The sequence below is a fragment of the Niveispirillum fermenti genome (genome assembly GCF_048066175.1).
Taxonomy (GTDB): Bacteria; Pseudomonadota; Alphaproteobacteria; order Azospirillales; family Azospirillaceae; genus Niveispirillum; species Niveispirillum fermenti.
Window position 1 is genome coordinate 15,492 of record NZ_JBLTXA010000030.1, and the last position, 19,329, is coordinate 34,820.

Below are 19,329 nucleotides of genomic sequence, written 5' to 3' on the forward strand. Positions count from 1 at the left end.
CCGGCCTGGAGGAACCTGCCGACTCCATGGTTTGCAGATTTTCCGAGCCCGCCCATCTGTGGGCGGCGTTCGGAAAATCTGCTTAGCCACTGACCGGCGGGTCGGCGGCCAAGCGGGCCAGGGGCAGCAGGTCGGCCCAGCCATAGGCGCATTCGGTCAGCCGGGCCCCGGCGAAGGACAGCGGCTGTTCGGCCAGAAGCGCCCCCCCCAGCCGTTCATAGAAGAAGCGCGACGGGTTGTCGCGCAGCACCCAGACCACGGCCGCCCCGCGCCCGTCGGCCAGCAACCCCTGCGCCATCGCCCCCAGCAGGCGGCGGCCCAGCCCCTGGCCCTGTACCCGGTCCAGCAGGTAGACGGCGTAGAACTCCCCGCCATAACCGGGCAGGCCCGTGCGCTGCGGCCCGCAGGAGGCGAAGCCGACGACCTCACCCCCGGCCTGGGCCACGAAGGTGCGGCGGCCGCGCTGTGGCGGCCCTTGCAAAAGCCCGCGCCAGCGCCGTTCATGAACGGCGGTCGACAGGCCCACCAGATAGCGGTCGGGCAGCATGCCGGGATAGGTGGCGCGCCAGCTTTCGACATGCACGGCGGCGATGCCCGCGGCATCGGCGGGGCTGGCGGAACGGATCAGGCTGGCGGTCATGGCCCTCCTCCGGACAAGCGGCATCCGCTGCCATGCTGCCCCAGAATCCCGGCCTTGGCGAGCATGATTGACAAGCCGGGCGCCAGCAGGCTGGATAGGCGCCAATGATGCGAGACAAAGTGGCGAACAACATGGAAGACCGGCGCGCCGTCAGCGTCACCGTCACGGGACGAGTCCAAGGCGTATGGTATCGCGGCTGGACCGTGGAGCAGGCCCGTGCCCGGCAGTTGGACGGATGGGTCCGCAACCGGACCGATGGCAGCGTGGAGGCCTTGTTCGCCGGCCATGGCGCCGATGTCGATGCCATGCTGGATGCCTGCTGGCGGGGTCCCCCCTCGGCCATCGTCATCAATGTCAAGGTGTCGGAAGCGGCCGACCCCGGCCCGTCGGGCTTTGAACAGCACCCCACCGCCTGATCCCGCCATCAGATGGCGCCATCGTCCCCGCGGATAAAGAAGGGGGGCGGTGTGTGGCACCGCCCCCCAAGGCTTGGCAGGGAAATGGAAAGCCGGTCCGGTCAGAACCGGCCGCGCAGGCCGACCAGGAAGGTGCGGCCGGGCTTGTAAGATGTGAAGGTGGCGTTTTCAAACTGGAAGTAGCTGCGCTGTTCCGATGCCGTCAGGTTGATGACGTCGAAGGTCAGTTGCGGCAGTCCCTTGGAACCTGTCAGTTCGTCCAGGTCGAAGCTGGAGGAGAAATCCCACTGACGGTAATCGTCACTGAAGATCGCGGCCCGGCCGATACCGTTCTGGTTCGTGCCGCTGGACTGCGATCCCTTGGTGAAGGTCTGCGAGATGCGGGCCGAGATGCCGCCATGTTCGTAATAGGCCGTGACGTTGTAGGTGTAATCCGCGACGCCGATGGCCACGGCGGGGGCGGCACCCTTGCCCTTCTGGTCGATGATGGTGGCATTGGCCAGGAAACCGAGGCCCGGCACCACGTCTTCCAGCAGAAAGTCCAGCGGCTGCACCCAGTTGAATTCCAGCCCGTTGACCGTCAGGCGGCCTTCGGCATTGACCTGCTGCTGCAGGACGACGGTGGCCGACCCCGGCCCGCCGCGGGCATCGATGGCGGTCTTCTGGGCTGCCGTCAGCGTCTCGTAGGTGACGCCATACTGGGCCAGGGCACCGAACGCCACCGTGCGGGAACCATTGACGGTGAAGCCCGTGATCGACTTGCGGAAGGCCGCGACACCGATATAGCCCTCACGGCCCGTATAATATTCGAAGCCGAGATCGATATTCTCGGAGATATAGGGCGACAGGGCCGAATTGCCGACCGAGCCGACATCGGCCGACGGCGTGCTGAAATTCAGGCCCGGCAACTGCGCATTGGGGTCCGGGCGGGTCATGGTCTTGGACAGGGCCGCGCGGACCACGGCATTATCCGCGACATTATAGGCAGCCGATGCCGAGGGCAGCCAATTGTCATACGTGTTCTTCACATAGACGACATTGACGATGGAGGGATATTGCGCACCGTCGGGAAGCGACGGCCCCCCCGCCACCGGCGTGTTGCGGGGATCGGTCAGGGAAACCCGGCCGCCGACCTTCTGGTCGGTCTGGACCCAGCGCAGGCCCAGATTGAAGCGCAGGTTGTTGCCATCGACCTCCTGGATGCCGTTCACCTCGCCATAGGCACCCAGCGTCTTCTCCCAGATGAAGCCGCCGGACGCGCCTGTATTCGACGCTCCCGATTCCGGGGCGTCGCCATGGAACTGGTCATACTTGCTGTCGGCCTTGAACCGGTCCCAGTCCACGGTGACGAAGCCGAACTTGCCCGGACGCAGATAGCTGGCAATCGCGCTGTTGGGGATAAGCGATCCGCCATAGCTGATCTGGCCGGACGCCCCCGCCGTGTAGCCCGTGCCATAACCCGGATATGTCGGATAGCCGGCGGGCGCCGCACCGGGCTGGTTCAGCCCGTTGCAGGGCGGCTGGCTGTTGGGCCGGGGAATGAAGACCGACGGGTTGTTGCCGCAAACGGCGGCCTGCCAAGCGTCGCTGTTGTCATAGGCGCGGATATAGCGGGAAACATCGTCCCAGGCAGCGCCGACCCGCAGGTTCAGATCGCTGTCACCCCAGGTCAGGTTGCCCCGCACGCCCTTGGTCCGGGTCTCGCGGCGTTCGTCCTGGATGTTCACGCGGCCGCCGGGCCAGCCGAACTGGGCCGGATCATTCAGGTCCACGTTGGGCACGATGCTGGGGATGCCGCCATCATTGCTGTATTCGACCGTGACACCGGAATTGGCGGGCGTCAGCACCAGGAAGGTGGGCGATTCCCGGTGGAACTTGGACTTGGTGTAATTGGCCTGCACATCGAATTTCAGATTGTCGGTAATCTGGTAATCGAAGCCCGGATTGATGCCCCAGAACTCGGTATCCTCGATGAAGGGACGATATTCCAGGAAGAACTGGGAATTGGCGAAGGTACCCTCCGTCACCACGCAGCCGAGCGAGCAATCGTCACGATCGACCTTCATGTTCAGCGGGATGGCCGCACCGTTGCGGCCGACCCAGTTCATGTCCACACGCTGCAGGTCGTTGGCCTTCTTTCCATACATGCCGTCCAGGAAGAAATGCAGGTCGTCGGTGGCCTGCAGTTCGAACGAGGCGACGGAATTGACGCGGTCGCGCCGGCCGAAGATCTCCGCGGGGCGGCCCAGGCGCGGGATCATGGCATTGTCGATCTGTTCGATCGTCAGGCCGGGATTGAGGGCCAGCAGCGCCGCGCGGTCCAGCGTGGCGCCCGTCGTCAGGCCATTGCCGGCATTGGCCGGCACCGTGCCGGGGATGGACCAGTTGTTGCCGCCGATGCTGGTACTGCCGGTGCCCGTGATGCAGTGGGAGGCGCCGCCGCATTGTGCCGCCGTCAGGTTGGCGTTGGTCCAGCCGATCGTCTCGAAGCCCGGTGTGCTGACATGATTGCGCACGGCCGCGACGCCGACCAGCGCCCCGAACTTGCCCCAGGTGTCCGACGCCAGGAAGGAACCGCGGCCGCCCCATTTGCCGGCCTTGCTGCTCTTGGTCGTCTGCAGCGAATAGCTGGCGCGCTGGCCATCATAATCAAACGGGCGGGCGCTGCGCATGTCGACCGTGCCGGCCGCCCCGCCCTCGACCATGCTGGCCTGGGGCGACTTGGATACGGTCAATTGCGTGAACAGTTCCGTGGGGAACATGTCCAGGTCGACCTCGCGGTTCGTGCTCTGGGCGTCCGTGCGGCCCGTCGATGCCACGGCCACGGGGGCGCCGTTCAGCAGCACGCGGGTGAAATTGGTGCCCAGGCCGCGGATGGCGATGTTCAGCCCCTCGCCCGTCACCTCGCGGGCGATGGTGATGCCGGGAACGCGGTTGAAGCTTTCCGCGATGTTCGTATCGGGAAACTTGCCCATGTCCTCCGCGAAGATCGCGTCCTGGAAGCCGGTGGCGTTGCGCTTGGCGTTGGTGGAGTTGGCCAGGCTGGACCGGAAGCCGGTGACCACGATCTCCTCCAGCGTGTCGGCACCGGCACCGCCCGTCACGGTCTGGGCCTGGGCCGGCAGCATGGCGCCCGCCGACAGGCAGGTCGCCACCAGCAGCATCGCCCTGACAGGCATCCCCCGGCCCCGTCCGGCCGCACGGCCGGTCCGGTCTGTTTGCTCACGCATGTTCACTCCCTCCCTTTTGAGGCGGCCGCTGCGGGCCGCGCTTGGCTGATCACGTGCGGGTTCCAGCGCTTGGTTTTTGATAGCGCTACCATTTTTGGGCGCCATGGCCCCGCTCTGGGCGGGTCATGGGTACCGGTGGGGTGGCGGGATGAACCGGCCCGTCACCCGTTGCCGACCGCCGCCTGTTTCAGCCGCGGCGACAGGATGTGGACGGCCAGCAGGGCCAGCGGATAGGCCCCCGCCGCCACCAGCAGGATGGGCGTGTAGCTGCCGGACGTATCCAGCACCCAGCCCGTGAATTTCGACATCAGCATGCCGCCGACGGCCCCGGCCATGCCGCCGATGCCCACCACGGACGCCACGGCGGCACGGGGAAACAGGTCGGACGGCAGCGTCAGCAGGTTGGCGGAGAAGCCCTGGTGCCCGGCCGTGGCCAGTCCCAGGATCAGCACGGCCAGCCACAGGCTTTCCGCCGATGTGGCGAAGATGACGGGCAGCACGCAGGCGGCGCAGGCCAGCATGGCCAGCTTGCGGGCGCCATTCACCCCCATGCCGCCCCGCATCAGGCGGGACGAGAACCAGCCGCCGGCCACCGACCCCACATCGGACAGGATATAGATGGCCACCAGCGGCGGCCCGAACCCCTTCAGGTCCAGCCCATAGGACCGGTGCAGGAAGTCGGGCAGCCAGAACAGGAACAGCCACCAGACAGGGTCGGTCAGGAACTTGGCCAGCGCATAGGCCCAGGTCTCCCGCCGGCGCAACAGGACCGCCCAGGCCACCTTGCCCGGCGCCTCCGCCGCGTCGGACCGGATATGGGCCAGTTCGGCGGGGCTGACGCCCGGATGCTGTTCGGGCGTGCGGTAGAAAGCCAGCCACGCCACCAGCCAGCCGAAACTGAGCACGCCCGTGATGACGAACGCCGCCTGCCAGCCCCACTTATAGGCGATGACGGGGACGATCAGCGGCGTGATGATGGCGCCGATATTGGCCCCGGCATTGAAGATGCCCACGGCCAGGGCCCGTTCGCGCCGGGGAAACCAGTCGGCCACGGCCTTCAGCCCGGCCGGGAAATTCCCCGCCTCGCCTGCACCCAGGAACAGGCGGGCAACCATGAACTGGACCAGCGTGGCGGCGGCGGCATGCGCGATATGGGCCAGGTTCCAGACCGTGAAGGCCAGCGCATAGCCCCAGCGCGCGCCGATGACATCGATGAACCGCCCGAACAGCAGGTAGAAGACGGCATAGGCGGCCTGGAAGGCGAAGACGATGTCGGCGTAATCCGTCTCCGTCCAGCCGAACTCCTCCGACAGGGACGGCTTCAGCAGCCCCAGCATCTGCCGGTCGACATAGTTGATGATCGTGGCCGTGAACAGCAGCGCCACGACGATCCAGCGCCGGCCTATGCTCTTGTCCGTGGGCATGCGGATGCGTTCCTTCAGGCAAAGCGGGGGCTTCACCGGCCCATCGGGCGCCGGCGGCAGCGTTGCGGGATTGGCTACTCGAAACCGGTCGGCGCGGCGGGCCACTCAACCCTCCCCGCGCGCGCGACCTTACAAATCACTCTTCACCGGCCCCTGGCGGCGGGGGCGATGGCCCCCGCTTTGGCCTCACCAGTTCCACATGGTGCCGTCGCGCAGGCGGGCCACCGGCAGATAGGCGGGGGTATAGGGGTATTTCGCGGCCAGTTCCTCGTCGATATCCACGCCATGCCCCGGCGCCTCGCCCGGATGCAGGGCACCGTCGGCATAGCTGTAGGCATGGGGGAACACGGCGTCGGTTTCCGCCGAATGGATCATGTATTCCTGCACCCCGAAATTCGGGACCCAGGTGTCGAAATGCAGGGCCGCCCCCATACAGACCGGGGACAGGTCCGTCGCACCATGGCAGCCGGTCCGCACCTGGTAGAGTTCGGCCAGGCCGGCGATACGGCGCAGATGCGTGATGCCGCCGGCATGGACCACGGTGGCGCGGATATAGTCGATCAACTGGTTCTGGATCAGTTCCCGGCAATCATGGATGGAATTGAACACCTCCCCCACGGCGATGGGCGTGGTCGTGTGCTGACGGATCAGGCGGAAGGCCTCCTGGTTTTCCGCGGGGGTCGGGTCCTCCATCCAGAACAGGCGGAAGGGTTCCAGCGACCGGCCCAGCCGCGCCGCCTCGATGGGGGTCAGGCGGTGATGCACATCGTGCAGCAGGTGCAGATCCCAGCCGAACCGGTCGCGCACCGCCTCGAACAGCCGGGGCGCATGATCCAGATAGGGCTCGGTCGCCCACAGCGTCTCGTCGGGGGCGGCTGACCGGATGGCGGGTTCATACGCCTCCCCCTTCTGGACGCCATAGACCTTGTCCAGGCCGGGCACGCCCGTCTGCACGCGGATGGCCTTGAATCCCTTCTCCCGGTAGTAATCGACGCGGTCCAGCGCCTCCTCGATGTCGCGGCCATTGGCATGGGCATAGACCATGACCCCGTCACGGCTTTTCCCGCCCAGCAACTGATAGAGCGGCAGGCCCGCCACCTTGGCCTTGATATCCCACAATGCTGTGTCCACGGCCGCGATGGCCGACATGGTGACGGGTCCGCGCCGCCAATAGGCGCCCTTGTACAGATATTGCCAGATATCCTCGATCCGCTGCGGATCGCGGCCGATCAGGCACGGGATGACATGGTCGTTGAGATAGGAGGCGACGGCCAGTTCACGGCCGTTCAGCGTGGCGTCGCCGATGCCGTACACGCCCTCGTCCGTGACGATCTTCAGCGTCACGAAATTGCGCCCCGGCGAGGTGACGATGCAATAGGCGTTGGTGATGCGCATGGGTGGCTCCCCCGGAACGCGCAAGGTTTACGGCGTCTCCGGAACATCATGGTTGAACAGGGCGGGAAAACGTTTCTCCAGCTCCGGCAGGGAGGTGAGGATTTCCCGCAAATGGGTGCGCATGGCCGCCTGGGCCGCCTCGCCGTCATGCGCGGCGATGGCATCCACCACAGCCGTGTGCTGCGCGATCAGGCGCGGCAGGGGCGTGGTGTCGGCAATGGAAAGATAGCGGGCCCGGTCCATCTGGGCCTTCGTCTCCTCCACCACGCGCCAGGCATAGTCGCAGCCCACGGATAACGCGATGGCGCGGTGAAAGGCTTCATCCAGTTCCATGAAACGGCCATGGTCGCGGTCGGCCACGGCATCGGCCTGTTGCTTCAGGTTGTCGCGGAACTCATCAATATGCCGCGCCGCCGCCTCGGCCGCGGCACGGGCGACGACGGCCACCTCCACCGCCTCGCGCACGAAACGGGCATCGAACACCTGCCGCACCGAGATCTTCACGATGAAGGAACCGCGCTGCGGCCGGATCAGCAGCAACCCCGCCTCCGACAGCTTGATGAAGGCCTCCCGCACCGGCTGGCGCGACACGCCCAGCTGGTCGGCGATATCCTGTTCCGACAGGGCCTGCCCCGGCAGGAAGGCCATGCGGACAATGGCACGGCGCAATTCCCGAAAGACGCGGCGCGCCACGGGTTCGCTGCTGTCCATGTCGATCGGCCGCAGGCCGGGCCTTTGCTGGTCCCGTTCCAAGCGTTCACCCCCCTGAAATTCATTCCCGATCCCCCGGCACCCGTTCAAGGGTGGAGATCGGCGGCAATCATAGCAATGTCGCTGCCGTTACCATTCATGTATACTACCATACCAGAAAGGGTCAAGCATAATGTTAGCGGTAAAAACGGCTGGGCCAAGGGGCGCACACCAGCTTGTCTATCGGAAAGCCGGAATTTTGATAGACAAGCCGGTTTGGCTATCGATCTGGTGACACAAACTGGCTTGTCTGTCGAAAACCGGGAATTTTGACAGACAAGCCAGTTTGGCTCTCATTTTCGACAGACAAGGTCACTTGTCTATCATATTCTTTGATTTTTCACACACAAACTCCATAGTCTATCGATATTCCCGCAGATACAGTCGGCAGGATGCAACACGGAAGCACGTGATGACGGGAAGCAAGACTCCGAACGGATACGACCTTGGTGAAGCGGTCCAGTATCATTATGGGAAGTTCCCCCCGGCGATCAGCGACTATGCACGGATCATGAAGCCGCTGACGCGAGCAACCGCAGCACTGGCGCGTTATGACCAGATGCTCAAAAGCATGCATAACAATGATATTCTGCTGGCACCGCTGCGTAGCCAGGAAGCCGTCATCTCGTCGCGCATGGAAGGAACGGTCAGTACCCTGGACGAGGTTCTGCGCATCGAAGCTGAATATGACGAGGATGCGGATGCGGCCCATGGCAACGCGCGAAGCGAAGCGGTGGAGGTTTATCTTTACAGCCGCGCCATGGACATGGCTCAGAAAAGCATCCAGGATGGCTTGCCGATCTGCAGTTGGCTGGTCCGGTCAGCGCACCGGGTCCTGTTAGGCTTTGGCCGGGGCGCTCATCAATCGCCTGGCGAATTCAAGACGGAACAGAACTATCTGGCCGACCGGTTGCGTCGACAGATTCTTTTCGTACCGATCAGTCCGGAATTCCTGAATGACGGGATGGAGGCGCTGTTCCGATATATGGCGGATGATGATCAGGAAATTCTGATCCGCACGGCATTGGCCCATCTGGAATTCGAGGCACTGCACCCGTTCAAGGATGGCAACGGCCGCATCGGCCGCATGATCATTCCCCTGATGCTGTGGAAGGCCGGCGTCATCAGTCAGCCCTACTTCTACATCAGCGACTTTTTCGAGCAAAACAAGGATGAGTATATCGACCGTATGCGGGCGGCATCGGCGTCGGGCGCTTGGGATGAATGGGTCTTGTTCTTCCTCTCCGCCCTTGAAACCCAGGCGCGGCAGAATCTGGAAACAGCGGAAAGGATAGCCCTCCTTTATGAGGCGATGAAGGAGCGGTTCCGGGACATCCTATCCTCCAAATGGACCATCAGCGCCCTGGATTTCATCTTTACCCGTCCTGTGTTCCGCAACAGCACTTTCACCAGCCGGTCCGGAATACCGGTCCCCACCGCCCACAAATTCACACGAGTCCTCGCCGATGCAGGACTCCTGAAAATCGTGGAACCGGCGTCGGGCCGGCGCCCCGCCCTTTACGCCTTCGAACCGCTGCTGGCCCTGGTTCGGTCATAGGCGGCAACAAGGGGGCGGCAACAAGGGCGTTGCCGCCGCGACCGATCCATACTACCATACCAGTATGGATCAGGCAGCCCCTTGCATAAAATTGATAGCGCTACCATGATCCTTCCGGGATGCGCCGCATCCCCGACCGGCGACCGGGGCCAACACCGGCGCCGACGGGTAGGGGGAAACCGCCTTGCTGCACGAAGATCGCCTGTTCCCGGCCGATCCGGGTACCCGCGCCATTGCGCGGCGGCTTTATGCCGACATCCGCGACCTGCCGATCATCAGCCCGCATGGCCATACAGACCCGGCCTGGTTCGCGGGGAATGCGCCCTTCGCCGATCCGGCCAGCCTGCTGGTCACGCCTGACCATTATCTGCTGCGCATGCTCTACAGCCAGGGTGTGCCGCTGGAGGCTCTTGGCGTTCCCCGCCTGGATGGTGCGCCGGTGGAGGCGGATTCGCGGCGCATCTGGGCCACGGTGTCGGCCCACTGGCACCTGTTCCGGGGCACGCCGACCCGCCTCTGGTGGGAACAGTCGCTGAAGCAGTTGTTCGACGTGGACGAGGTGCTGTCGCCCGGCAATGCCGCTGCCGTCCATGACCATATCGCCGCCTGCCTCGGCCGGCCGGAATACCGGCCCCGCGCCTTGTACGAACGGTTCAACATCGAGGTGCTGGCCACCACCGAAGGGGTGCTGGACGACCTGGCCCATCACAAGGCGCTGGCGGCCAGCGGCTGGCGCGGGCGGGTCATCACCACCTTCCGGCCCGATCAGGTGACCGACCCCGACCAGCCGGGCTTCCGGACCCATGTGCAGGCACTGGGCGCCATGACGGGTCAGGACACGGAAGGCTGGGCCGGCTTCCTGGATGCGCTGCGCCAGCGGCGGCGGGATTTCCGGGCCTGCGGGGCGACCGCCACCGACCATGGCCACCCCACGCCGGCCACGGCGGACCTGTCGCCCAACCAGGCGGCCGCCCTGTTCGCGCGGGTGCTGTCCGGGCGCTTCGATCCGGCCGACGCCGAGCTTTTCCGGGCCCAGATGTTGACCGAGATGGCGGGCATGAGCCTTGAGGATGGCATGGTCATGCAGATCCATGCCGGCGTCGCCCGCCACCATAATCCGCTGGTCACAGGCCGGTTCGGCCCCAACCGGGGCGACGACATGCCGGCGGCCGCGGAATTCGTGCGCTCCCTGCGGCCGCTGCTGGCGCGCTATGGCAACGAGCGGGACCTGACCATCATCCTGTTCACGCTGGACGAGACGACCTATGCCCGCGAACTGGCGCCGCTCGCCGGGCATTACCCGGCGCTGCGTCTGGGGCCGCCCTGGTGGTTCCATGACAGTCCCGAAGGCATGCGCCGTTTCCGCGAGCAGATGACGGAGACGGCGGGCTTCTACAACATTGTCGGCTTCAACGACGACACCCGCGCCTTCCCCTCCATCCCTGCCCGGCATGACGTGGCCCGGCGCGCCGATTGCGCCTTCCTGGCGCGGCTGGTGGCCGAACACCGGCTGGACGAGGCGGAGGCAGCGGAACTGGCCCGCGACCTGGCCTATGGGCTGGCAAAGAAGGCCTACCGGCTCTGAGCGGGCAGCCGCGCTTCCGGCGCTTGAGGTGCCGAAAACCATCAGGAACGGCCCGTCTTCCACAAAACCGGGGCCGAAGGAATGGGAGGTTGGATTGAGCATGTTTCGACGCCTTATGGCGGGCCTGCTGCTGGTCATCGGCCTGTCGGCCCCGGCACTGGCCGAAGATGGCTATGATCTCTGGCTGCGCTTCCGCCCGCTGACGGGCACGGCCCTGGCGGGGGCGGAAGCGCGGCTTTCGGCCATCGCCACGACCGCACCGGAGGGACTGGCGGCAGCCGAACTGTCGCGCGGCCTGTCGGGCCTGCTGGGACGGGCGGTGCCGATCGGCACCGAGGGGCCGCTGCTGGTCGGCACCGGCGACGACCCGGCCATCCGGGCCCTGCGGCTGGACCTGTCGGACCTGGGGCCGGACGGCTATGTCATCCGCACTATCGGCCCGCGCACCGTGCTGGCGGCACAGGGGGGAACGGGACTGCTCTATGGCGCCTATCATCTGCTGCGCCTGGCACAGACGGGCGCCCGGCTGGACACGCTGAACATCCGGGAGGTCCCGCGGATCGAACGGCGCATCCTGAACCATTGGGACAATCTGGACCGGTATGTGGAACGCGGCTATGCCGGGCAATCGATCTGGGACTGGCACCGGCTGCCCGACTGGCACGACCCGCGATACGAGGATTACGCCCGCGCCAACGCCTCCATTGGCATCAACGGCACCGTGCTGAACAATGTCAATGCCAACGCCACCATCCTGACAGCCCCCTACCTGGACAAGGTCGCAGCCCTGGCCGACATTTTCCGGCCCTATGGCATCCGGGTCTATCTGACGGCCCGCTTCTCCGCGCCCAAGGAGATCGGCGGCCTGCCGCATGCCGATCCGCTGGACCCGGCCGTCGCCGCCTGGTGGGGGGCCAAGGTGGCGGAGATCTATGCCCGCATCCCGGATTTCGGCGGCTTCCTGGTCAAGGCCAATTCCGAAGGCCAGCCCGGCCCGCAGGATTATGGCCGGACCCATGCCGACGGGGCCAACATGCTGGCCGACGCCCTGGCCCCGCATGGCGGCATCGTGATGTGGCGGGCCTTCGTCTATAGCGACGAGGTGCCTGACGACCGCGCCAAGCAGGCCTATGCCGAGTTCGTGCCGCTGGACGGGTCGTTCCGCGACAATGTGCTGGTGCAGGTCAAGAACGGCCCCATCGATTTCCAGCCGCGGGAGCCCTTCCATCCGCTGTTCGGCGCCATGCCGAAGACCAAACTGATGATGGAATTCCAGATCACCAAGGAATATCTGGGCTTCGCCACGCATCTGGCCTATCTGGCCCCGATGTACAAGGAGGCGCTGGACGCCGACACGTTCCGTCCCGCCCGCGGGTCCACGGTGGCCCGGGTGGCGGATGGCAGCCTGGACGGGCACGGCCTGTCGGCCATGGCCGGCGTGGCCAATATCGGCAGCGACCGCAACTGGTCCGGTTCCACCTTCGATCAGGCCAACTGGTACGCCTATGGCCGGCTGGCCTGGAACCATGGGCTGTCATCGGAAGCCATCGCGCGGGAATGGATCGCGGCCAGTTTCAGCCCCGACCCGGCCGTGCTGGAACCGGTGCTGGCCATGATGCTGCCGTCGCATCAGGCCGTGGTGGATTACATGACGCCGCTCGGCCTGCACCACCTGATGGGCCGCGGCCATCATTACGGGCCGGGTCCCTGGGTCGATGGCGGGCCGCGCGCCGACTGGACATCCGTCTATTTCCATCGCGCCACGAAGGACGGGATCGGCTTCGACCGCACGCGCCGGGGCAGCGATGCCGTCTCCCAATATGCCGGGCCGGTTGCCGACCGGTTCGACAAGGTGGAAACCACGCCGCCGGACCTGCTGCTCTGGTTCCACCATCTGCGGTGGGACCGGAAATTGTCCACGGGCCGGACCGTCTGGGCGGAATTGCTGCACCGGTACGGTCGCGGCATCGCCGCCGTCGACGACATGATCACCCGCTGGCAGGGGCTGGAAGGCCGCATCGACGCCGCCCGCTTCAAGGAGGTGTCGACCTTCCTCGCCATACAGCGGCAGGAGGCGCAATGGTGGCGGGATGCCAGCGTCGCCTATTGGCAATCGATCAACGGGCTACCCCTGCCGCCGGGGGAGGCCCCGCCGCCGTACCCCCTTTCCCACTACCAGTCCCTTTCCTTCCCCTTCGCACCGGGAGACGGCCGATGACCGGCAATGGTTCCTCGCGCAGATACGCAGGCGCAGCCCTTGGTTTCGGGCTGGCCGCCCTGCTGCTCGCCCCCCTGCCCGCCCCGGCCGATGCGCCGGCCCCGCTGCTGCACCCGATGTTCCAGGATCACGGCGTCCTGCAGCACGGCCGGCCGGTCCCCGTCTGGGGCACGGCACGGCCGGGGGAGACGGTGACGGTGGGCATCGGGCAGGCCGGTGCCGCGCAGACCAGTGCCACGGCCAGGGCGGGGCGCGACGGCCATTGGCAGGCCACCCTGCCGGCCCTGGCACCGGGCGGCCCCTTTACGCTGACGGCGCGCACGGCCACCGCGCAGCAATCGGCGACCGACATGCTGGTGGGAGACGTCTATTTTTGTGCCGGGCAGTCCAACATGGAAATGCAGGTACATCGTTCCCTGGATGCCTGGAGCGAGACGGGCCGCGCCAACCATCCGCATATCCGCTATCTGGCGGTGGACAAGATGGTGGCGGACGCGCCGGCCTATGGCTTCGCCCAGCCCGTCGCCTGGCGGGCCGTGACGCCCCAGACGGTGCCCGACATGTCGGCCGTCTGCTATTTCTTCGGGCGCGAGATGCGCAAGCTGACCAATGTGCCCGTGGGCCTGATCGCCAGCGCCTGGGGCGGCTCGATGATCGAGGCCTGGATGGGCACGCAGGACCTGCGCCGCCAGGGTGACTATGCCGCCGCGCTGGACCATCAGGCCCGGTTTGTGCGCGGCGACGTCGCGGGGGTGCGCGGCTTCATCACGGAGTGGCAGGATTGGTGGGGCCGCACGGGCACCGGGCAGCCCTGGGCCGAACCCCTGGGCAGCGGCGAAGGATGGCGCACCGCCCCCGCCACCTTCAAGCCCTGGGAAAGCTGGGGCGTGCCGGAAATGGCCGACTATAACGGCCTGGCCTGGATGCGGGCCGGCGTCACGCTGATGCCCGAACAGGCCCGCAATGCGGTCGCCCTGCGGCTGGGCCCCGTGGATGATCTGGACGTCACCTGGGTGAATGGCCAGCCGCTGGGCAGCCAGTACGGGCCGGGCGACCCCCGCCGCTATCCCCTGCCCGCCGGCCTGCTGAAACCGGGGGAAAACACCATCACCCTGGCCATCCTGGACGGCTATGGCGATGGCGGCCTTTACGGATCGGCCGAGGCGCAGGCCATCGAACTGGCAGACGGCACCCTGCTCCCGCTGCGGACCCCCTGGGAATACAAACCGACGCCCGTGGACACGGCCGCGGTGCCCCGCGCGCCCTGGGGCACGGTGGACGGGCTGTCGCGCATCCATAACGCCATGGTGGCGCCCATCGGCCCCTATGGGCTGCGGGCCGCCATCTGGTACCAGGGCGAGAGCAACTGGGCCCGGCCGGAACAATACCGGTCGCTGCTGGCCGGCATGATGGCCGGCTGGCGCCGGCAGTTCGGCCAGGACCTGCCCTTCCTGATCGTGCAACTGCCCGAATGGGGCTATCCGGCCGCCGGCAAGCCCGTGGAAAGCAACTGGGCGCGGCTGCGCTGGTCGCAGCGCGCAGCCGTGGACGCGGACGGCAATGCCGCACTGGCCGTGTCCATGGGGCTGGGTGACTGGTACGACATCCACCCCGCCAACAAGCAGGGTGTGGCCCGCCGTCTGGCGCATGCGGCGCGCGGCCTGCTGCTGGGCCAGGACGTGGCCCCGTCCGGTCCCCTGCCGCTGGACGCCACGCGCCAGGGCGGCACGGTGACGGTGCGTTTCACGGGCATCACCGGCACCCTGCAATCCCTGTCCAGCCACCGGCCCGTCGGGTTCGAACTGTGTGACGCCGCACCCGGCACCTGCCGCTATGTCGACGCCACCCTGGCGGGCGACAATGTGGCGCTGGCGGTGGGCGACGGGCCGGCCGTGCGGGTGCGCTATTGCTGGGCCGACAGCCCGGTCTGCACGCTCTATGACGAGGCGCGGCTGCCGGCCGGCCCGTTCGAACTGCCGGTGCGATAGGCCGGACCGAAAAGCACCCCGTCCGGCCCGACTTGCATTGACATCCCCGCCACTTGCCACAATGATAGCGCTACCATCGCTCCAGAAGAGGGCGACCTCAACGCTGACGTTCCCAGGGAGGAAACCTTGCCGACGACCCCCAAGCTGTCCCGCCGACTGTTCGGCGCCAGCCTGCTGGCGCTCACCTCCGCCGCTTCCGTGCCTGCCGGCATGGCGTTCGCGCGCGGGCGCGAACCCTATCGCGACCCGTCGCTGCCCATCGCCGACCGGGTGGAGGACCTGCTGAAGCGCATGACGCTGGAGGAGAAGGTCGCCCAGATGATCGGCATCTGGCAGGACAAGAAGAAGGTCCACAATGCCAAGGGCGGCTTCGATGCCCGCCTGGCATCGAAGAATTTCCCCAACGGGCTGGGCCAGCTTTCCCGTCCCGGCGACCGTGTGGGCGCCGTGGATCGCGATGGCGCCCCCATCGCGGCCGGGGCCAAGGCCAATATCGTCAACCGGGAGGGGCTGGAGGCCGCCACCTATGCCAATACCGCCCAGAAATGGGCCGTGGAGAAGACGCGGCTCGGCATCCCGCTGATCTTTCACGAGGAGGCGCTGCACGGGTTCGTGGGCCGCGGCGCCACCAGCTTCCCGCAATCGATCGCGCTGGCCAGTTCCTTCGACACCGAGATGGTGGAGCGCATCTTCAGCGTGGCGGCACGGGAAATGCGCCTGCGCGGCGTGCATCTGGCCCTGTCGCCCGTCGTGGACATCGTGCGCGACCCGCGCTGGGGCCGGACGGAGGAAACCTATGGCGAGGACCCGTGGCTGGTGGCCGAGATGGGCTTGGCCTCCATGCGCGGTTTCCAGGGCACGACCCTGCCGCTGGCCAAGGACAAGGTCCTGGTCACGCTGAAGCATCTGACAGGCCATGGCCAGCCGGAAAGCGGCACCAATGTCGGTCCCGCGCCCATTTCGGAACGCACCCTGCGCGAGAATTTCCTGCTGCCCTTCGAACGGGCCGTGAAGACCCTGCCCATCCGGTCCGTCATGGCCTCCTACAACGAGGTGGACGGTGTGCCCAGCCATGTCAGCAAATGGCTGCTGACCGATGTGCTGCGCGGCGAATGGGGGTATGAGGGCGCCGTCGTCAGCGATTATTTCGCCATCCGCGAACTGAAGACGGTCCACCACATGATCAGGGACCTGGACGAGGGCGCCGTCCGGGCGCTGGAAGCCGGGGTGGATGTCGAATTGCCGGATGGGGAGGCGTTCCCCGCCTTGCCGGCACTGGTCCGCGCCGGCCGCGTGGCGGAGGAACGGATCGACCAGGCCGTGCGCCGCATCCTGCGCCTGAAATTCGAGGCGGGGCTGTTCGAGGAACCCTATGTCGATCCGAAGGCCGCCGACCGGCTGACCGCCCTGCCCGACGCCGTCGCCCTGGCGCGTGAGGCGGCGGCCCGGTCCATCGTGCTGCTGAAGAACGAGCAGCAGACACTGCCGCTTGATCCCGGCAGGGCCGGCAGGCTGCTGGTGGTCGGCACCCACGCCGTGGACACGCCCATCGGCGGCTATTCGGAGGTGCCGCGCCATGTCGTCTCCGTGCTGGAAGGCGTCAAGGCCGCTGCCGGCCCGGCGCTGACAGTCGATTATGCCGAAGGCGTGCGTCTGACCCGCACCCGGGTATGGGAGGAGGACGAGGTCATCCCCGTCCCGGACGAGGAGAATGCCCCCCTGATCCGGGAAGCCGTCGCCAAGGCGGCGAACGCCGACGCCATCCTGCTGGTGCTGGGCGAGAACGAGCAGTTGAGCCGTGAGGCCTGGGCCACCAACCATCTGGGCGACCGCGCCAGCCTGGACCTGTTCGGCAAGCAGTCCGAACTGGCCGAGGAGATGTTCAAGCTGGGCAAGCCCGTCATCGTGCTGCTGCTGAACGGCCGGCCGCTGGCCGTGAACCGCCTGGCGGAAAAAGCCCATGCCCTGCTGGAAGGCTGGTATCTGGGGCAGGAGACGGGCAACGGCGTGGCCGATGTGCTGTTCGGCCGGGTGTCGCCGGGCGGCAAGCTGCCCATCACCATCCCGCGTTCCGTGGGCCAGTTGCCCGTCTACTACAATGCCAAGCCGTCGGCGCGGCGCGGCTATCTGTTCGATGACATCACGCCGCTATACCCGTTCGGCTTCGGCCTGACCTATTCCACCTTCGACATGGACACCCCGTCCTTGTCGCGTTCCTCCATCGCCGTGGGGGACAGCGTGGAGGTGTCCGTCACCATTCGCAATACCGGCCGGCGCCGGGCCGATCAGGTCGTCCAGCTCTATCTGCGCGACGAGGAGGCCAGCATCACCCGCCCCATCAAGGAACTGAAACGGTTCCAGCGTGTGACGCTGGATGCCGGGGCACAAACCACCCTGCGCTTCACCCTGACGCCGGACGATCTGGCGATCTGGAACATGGACATGAAGCGCGAGGTGGAACCCGGCCTGTTCACCATCAGCACCGGCTTCGACAGCGTGGATCTGAAGCCCGTGGCGCTGACGGTCGTCTGATGCGGCATAGCCACGCCAACGGATGGGGGCACCGGCGATTGAGGTGCCGAAAATCCTGACCACCGGTCAGGGTTTTCGGCCGCTGGTACAAGGGCAGCATTGATCAGGACCGTCGGTTCTGATCACCGCAAAATAGTATAAGAGTCTGGCCGGAAACTTGGGAGGGCAGAGCGTGGCCCCGGCCGACCGGTTCACCCGCAAGCCTTGAATTGGCCCTGGTGCCTGCCGTCCGACTATGGCCAACAATATGCCATGCATCGCGATGGCACGACCAGGGGGGGAAGCATGAACAGGCGGGTTTCCAGATGGGCACTCATTGCCCTGTGCCTCTTCTCCATGGCGCCGGCCCTGGCGCAATCCCCTGCTCAGGATTGGGCGGTCGTCGATGCACAATCCGGGGGCCTCGACCCCGCACGTCTGGATGCCATGACGGCCGCCATCGAAAAGGGTGACTTCCAGAGGGTCACCAGCGTCGTCATCGCCCGCAACGGGCGTCTGGTCTATGAACATTATTTCGATGAGGGTGGCCGCGACGCCCGCCGGAACACGCGCTCGGTGACGAAGACCGTCACCGGCATGCTTGTGGGTCTGGCGATCGGCGACCGGGCGCTGACCAGTGTCAAATCCTCGGTCACCGCCTTCTTTCCCGAGCTGCAGCCCCTCCAGAATCCCGATCCGCGCAAGGATAGGATCACGGTGGAGGATTTCCTCACCATGAGCTCGCTGCTCGAATGCAATGACAGCAACTCCTACTCCCGCGGGAACGAGGAGCGGATGTACCTGATCGAGGATTGGGTCAGGTTCACGCTCGACCTGCCGATCAGGGGTTTCCCTGCCTGGGAGTCGCCGCCGGCCCGGTCGCCGCATGGGCGAAGCTGGAGCTATTGTACGGCGGGCGCTACGACGCTGGGGCCGATCATTCAGCGCGCCACGGGCAAGACCGTCCAGGATTATGCCCAGCAGCGCCTGTTCGGGCCGATGCAGTTCGGCCCGGTCGAGTGGCAGTTCACCCCCAAGGGCGACGCCATGACGGGCGGCGGCCTGGGCCTGCGCAGCCGGGATTTGCTGAAGCTGGGGCAGCTCTATCTGGATGGCGGCATCTGGCAGGGCCAGCGCCTGATCTCCGCCGACTGGGTCCGCGCCTCGACCAGCCCCCAGGCCCAGGTCGATGACCAGACGGACTACGGATATCTCTGGTGGATCAAGCGCCTGAAGACGGCACAGGGCGAGGAGCTCGCCTGGCTGATGAATGGCATGGGCGGCAACAAGGTCGTGGTATTCCCCCGGCTGCATATCGTCGTGACCATCACGACCACGAATTTCCGGGTCCGGGATGCCCACGGCCTGTCCGAACGTCTGCTGACCGATTTCGTGCTGCCCGCGGCGGGCGCTGAGGGCGATGATTAGAGCCAACAGGTTCTGATCATCGCAAAACGGTATAAGCCCGCCCAACCCAGGCTCAACACATCAGCGCCCCCATGGGGGCACAGCATGGAAGGGGCGAAAAATCACGCCGCCATTATCAGCCAAAGACAGCCACAGTTGATCTGACCTCGATGCCACCGGCTTTTGTGCGGCAGATCCGCTGTCCGA

Annotated in this window: 12 protein-coding genes; 7 read left to right on the forward strand and 5 right to left on the reverse strand. The window is 66.3% G+C overall.

The window, feature by feature from the left end; all coding sequences use genetic code 11:
* Positions 1–82: 82 nt before the first annotated feature.
* Positions 83–640 (reverse strand): GNAT family N-acetyltransferase, encoded by a 558-nt coding sequence (locus tag ACM9LZ_RS20650; protein WP_416621413.1) that lies wholly within the window; start codon positions 638–640, stop codon positions 83–85.
* Positions 641–747: 107 nt separating this feature from the next.
* On the opposite strand from ACM9LZ_RS20650, the gene ACM9LZ_RS20655 reads away from it, so the two are divergent.
* Positions 748–1,056, forward strand: coding sequence for an acylphosphatase (locus ACM9LZ_RS20655; protein WP_416621447.1), 309 nt, complete (start codon positions 748–750; stop codon positions 1,054–1,056).
* 101 nt (positions 1,057–1,157) lie between these two features.
* Here ACM9LZ_RS20655 and ACM9LZ_RS20660 read toward each other — a convergent pair whose 3' ends face one another.
* The 4 genes from ACM9LZ_RS20660 to ACM9LZ_RS20675 form a co-directional block, all read right to left on the reverse strand.
* Positions 1,158–4,286: a TonB-dependent receptor gene (locus tag ACM9LZ_RS20660; protein WP_416621414.1), complete on the reverse strand. Its 3,129-nt coding sequence runs from the start codon at positions 4,284–4,286 to the stop codon at positions 1,158–1,160.
* A gap of 161 nt (positions 4,287–4,447) precedes the next feature.
* Positions 4,448–5,815, reverse strand: a complete 1,368-nt coding sequence (locus ACM9LZ_RS20665; protein ID WP_416621415.1) for an MFS transporter — start codon at positions 5,813–5,815, stop codon at positions 4,448–4,450.
* A gap of 81 nt (positions 5,816–5,896) precedes the next feature.
* Positions 5,897–7,105 (reverse strand): D-mannonate dehydratase ManD, encoded by a 1,209-nt coding sequence (gene manD, locus ACM9LZ_RS20670; RefSeq protein WP_416621416.1) that lies wholly within the window; start codon positions 7,103–7,105, stop codon positions 5,897–5,899.
* A 27-nt stretch (positions 7,106–7,132) separates the two neighbouring features.
* Positions 7,133–7,858 (reverse strand): GntR family transcriptional regulator, encoded by a 726-nt coding sequence (locus tag ACM9LZ_RS20675; RefSeq protein ID WP_416621417.1) that lies wholly within the window; start codon positions 7,856–7,858, stop codon positions 7,133–7,135.
* Between the two features lie 409 nt (positions 7,859–8,267).
* Here ACM9LZ_RS20675 and ACM9LZ_RS20680 point away from each other — a divergent pair, with 409 nt between their 5' ends.
* From ACM9LZ_RS20680 to ACM9LZ_RS20705, 6 genes are all read left to right on the forward strand, one after another.
* The gene (locus ACM9LZ_RS20680) at positions 8,268–9,413 is read left to right on the forward strand and encodes a Fic family protein (RefSeq protein WP_416621418.1); all 1,146 of its coding nucleotides are present in this window, start codon (positions 8,268–8,270) and stop codon (positions 9,411–9,413) included.
* 184 nt (positions 9,414–9,597) lie between these two features.
* Entirely contained in the window at positions 9,598–10,998 is a 1,401-nt protein-coding gene (uxaC, locus tag ACM9LZ_RS20685; protein ID WP_416621419.1) for a glucuronate isomerase, read from the forward strand.
* Between the two features lie 100 nt (positions 10,999–11,098).
* Complete coding sequence (locus ACM9LZ_RS20690) at positions 11,099–13,216, forward strand: alpha-glucuronidase family glycosyl hydrolase (RefSeq protein WP_416621420.1); 2,118 nt, start codon at positions 11,099–11,101, stop codon at positions 13,214–13,216.
* Positions 13,213–15,204 (forward strand): sialate O-acetylesterase, encoded by a 1,992-nt coding sequence (locus ACM9LZ_RS20695; RefSeq protein ID WP_416621421.1) that lies wholly within the window; start codon positions 13,213–13,215, stop codon positions 15,202–15,204. The genes ACM9LZ_RS20690 and ACM9LZ_RS20695 overlap by 4 nt, the downstream gene beginning before the upstream one ends.
* 126 nt (positions 15,205–15,330) lie before the next feature.
* Positions 15,331–17,736, forward strand: a complete 2,406-nt coding sequence (locus tag ACM9LZ_RS20700) for a glycoside hydrolase family 3 N-terminal domain-containing protein (protein WP_416621422.1) — start codon at positions 15,331–15,333, stop codon at positions 17,734–17,736.
* A gap of 285 nt (positions 17,737–18,021) precedes the next feature.
* The gene (locus ACM9LZ_RS20705) at positions 18,022–19,143 is read left to right on the forward strand and encodes a serine hydrolase domain-containing protein (protein WP_416621423.1); all 1,122 of its coding nucleotides are present in this window, start codon (positions 18,022–18,024) and stop codon (positions 19,141–19,143) included.
* Positions 19,144–19,329: the final 186 nt, after the last annotated feature.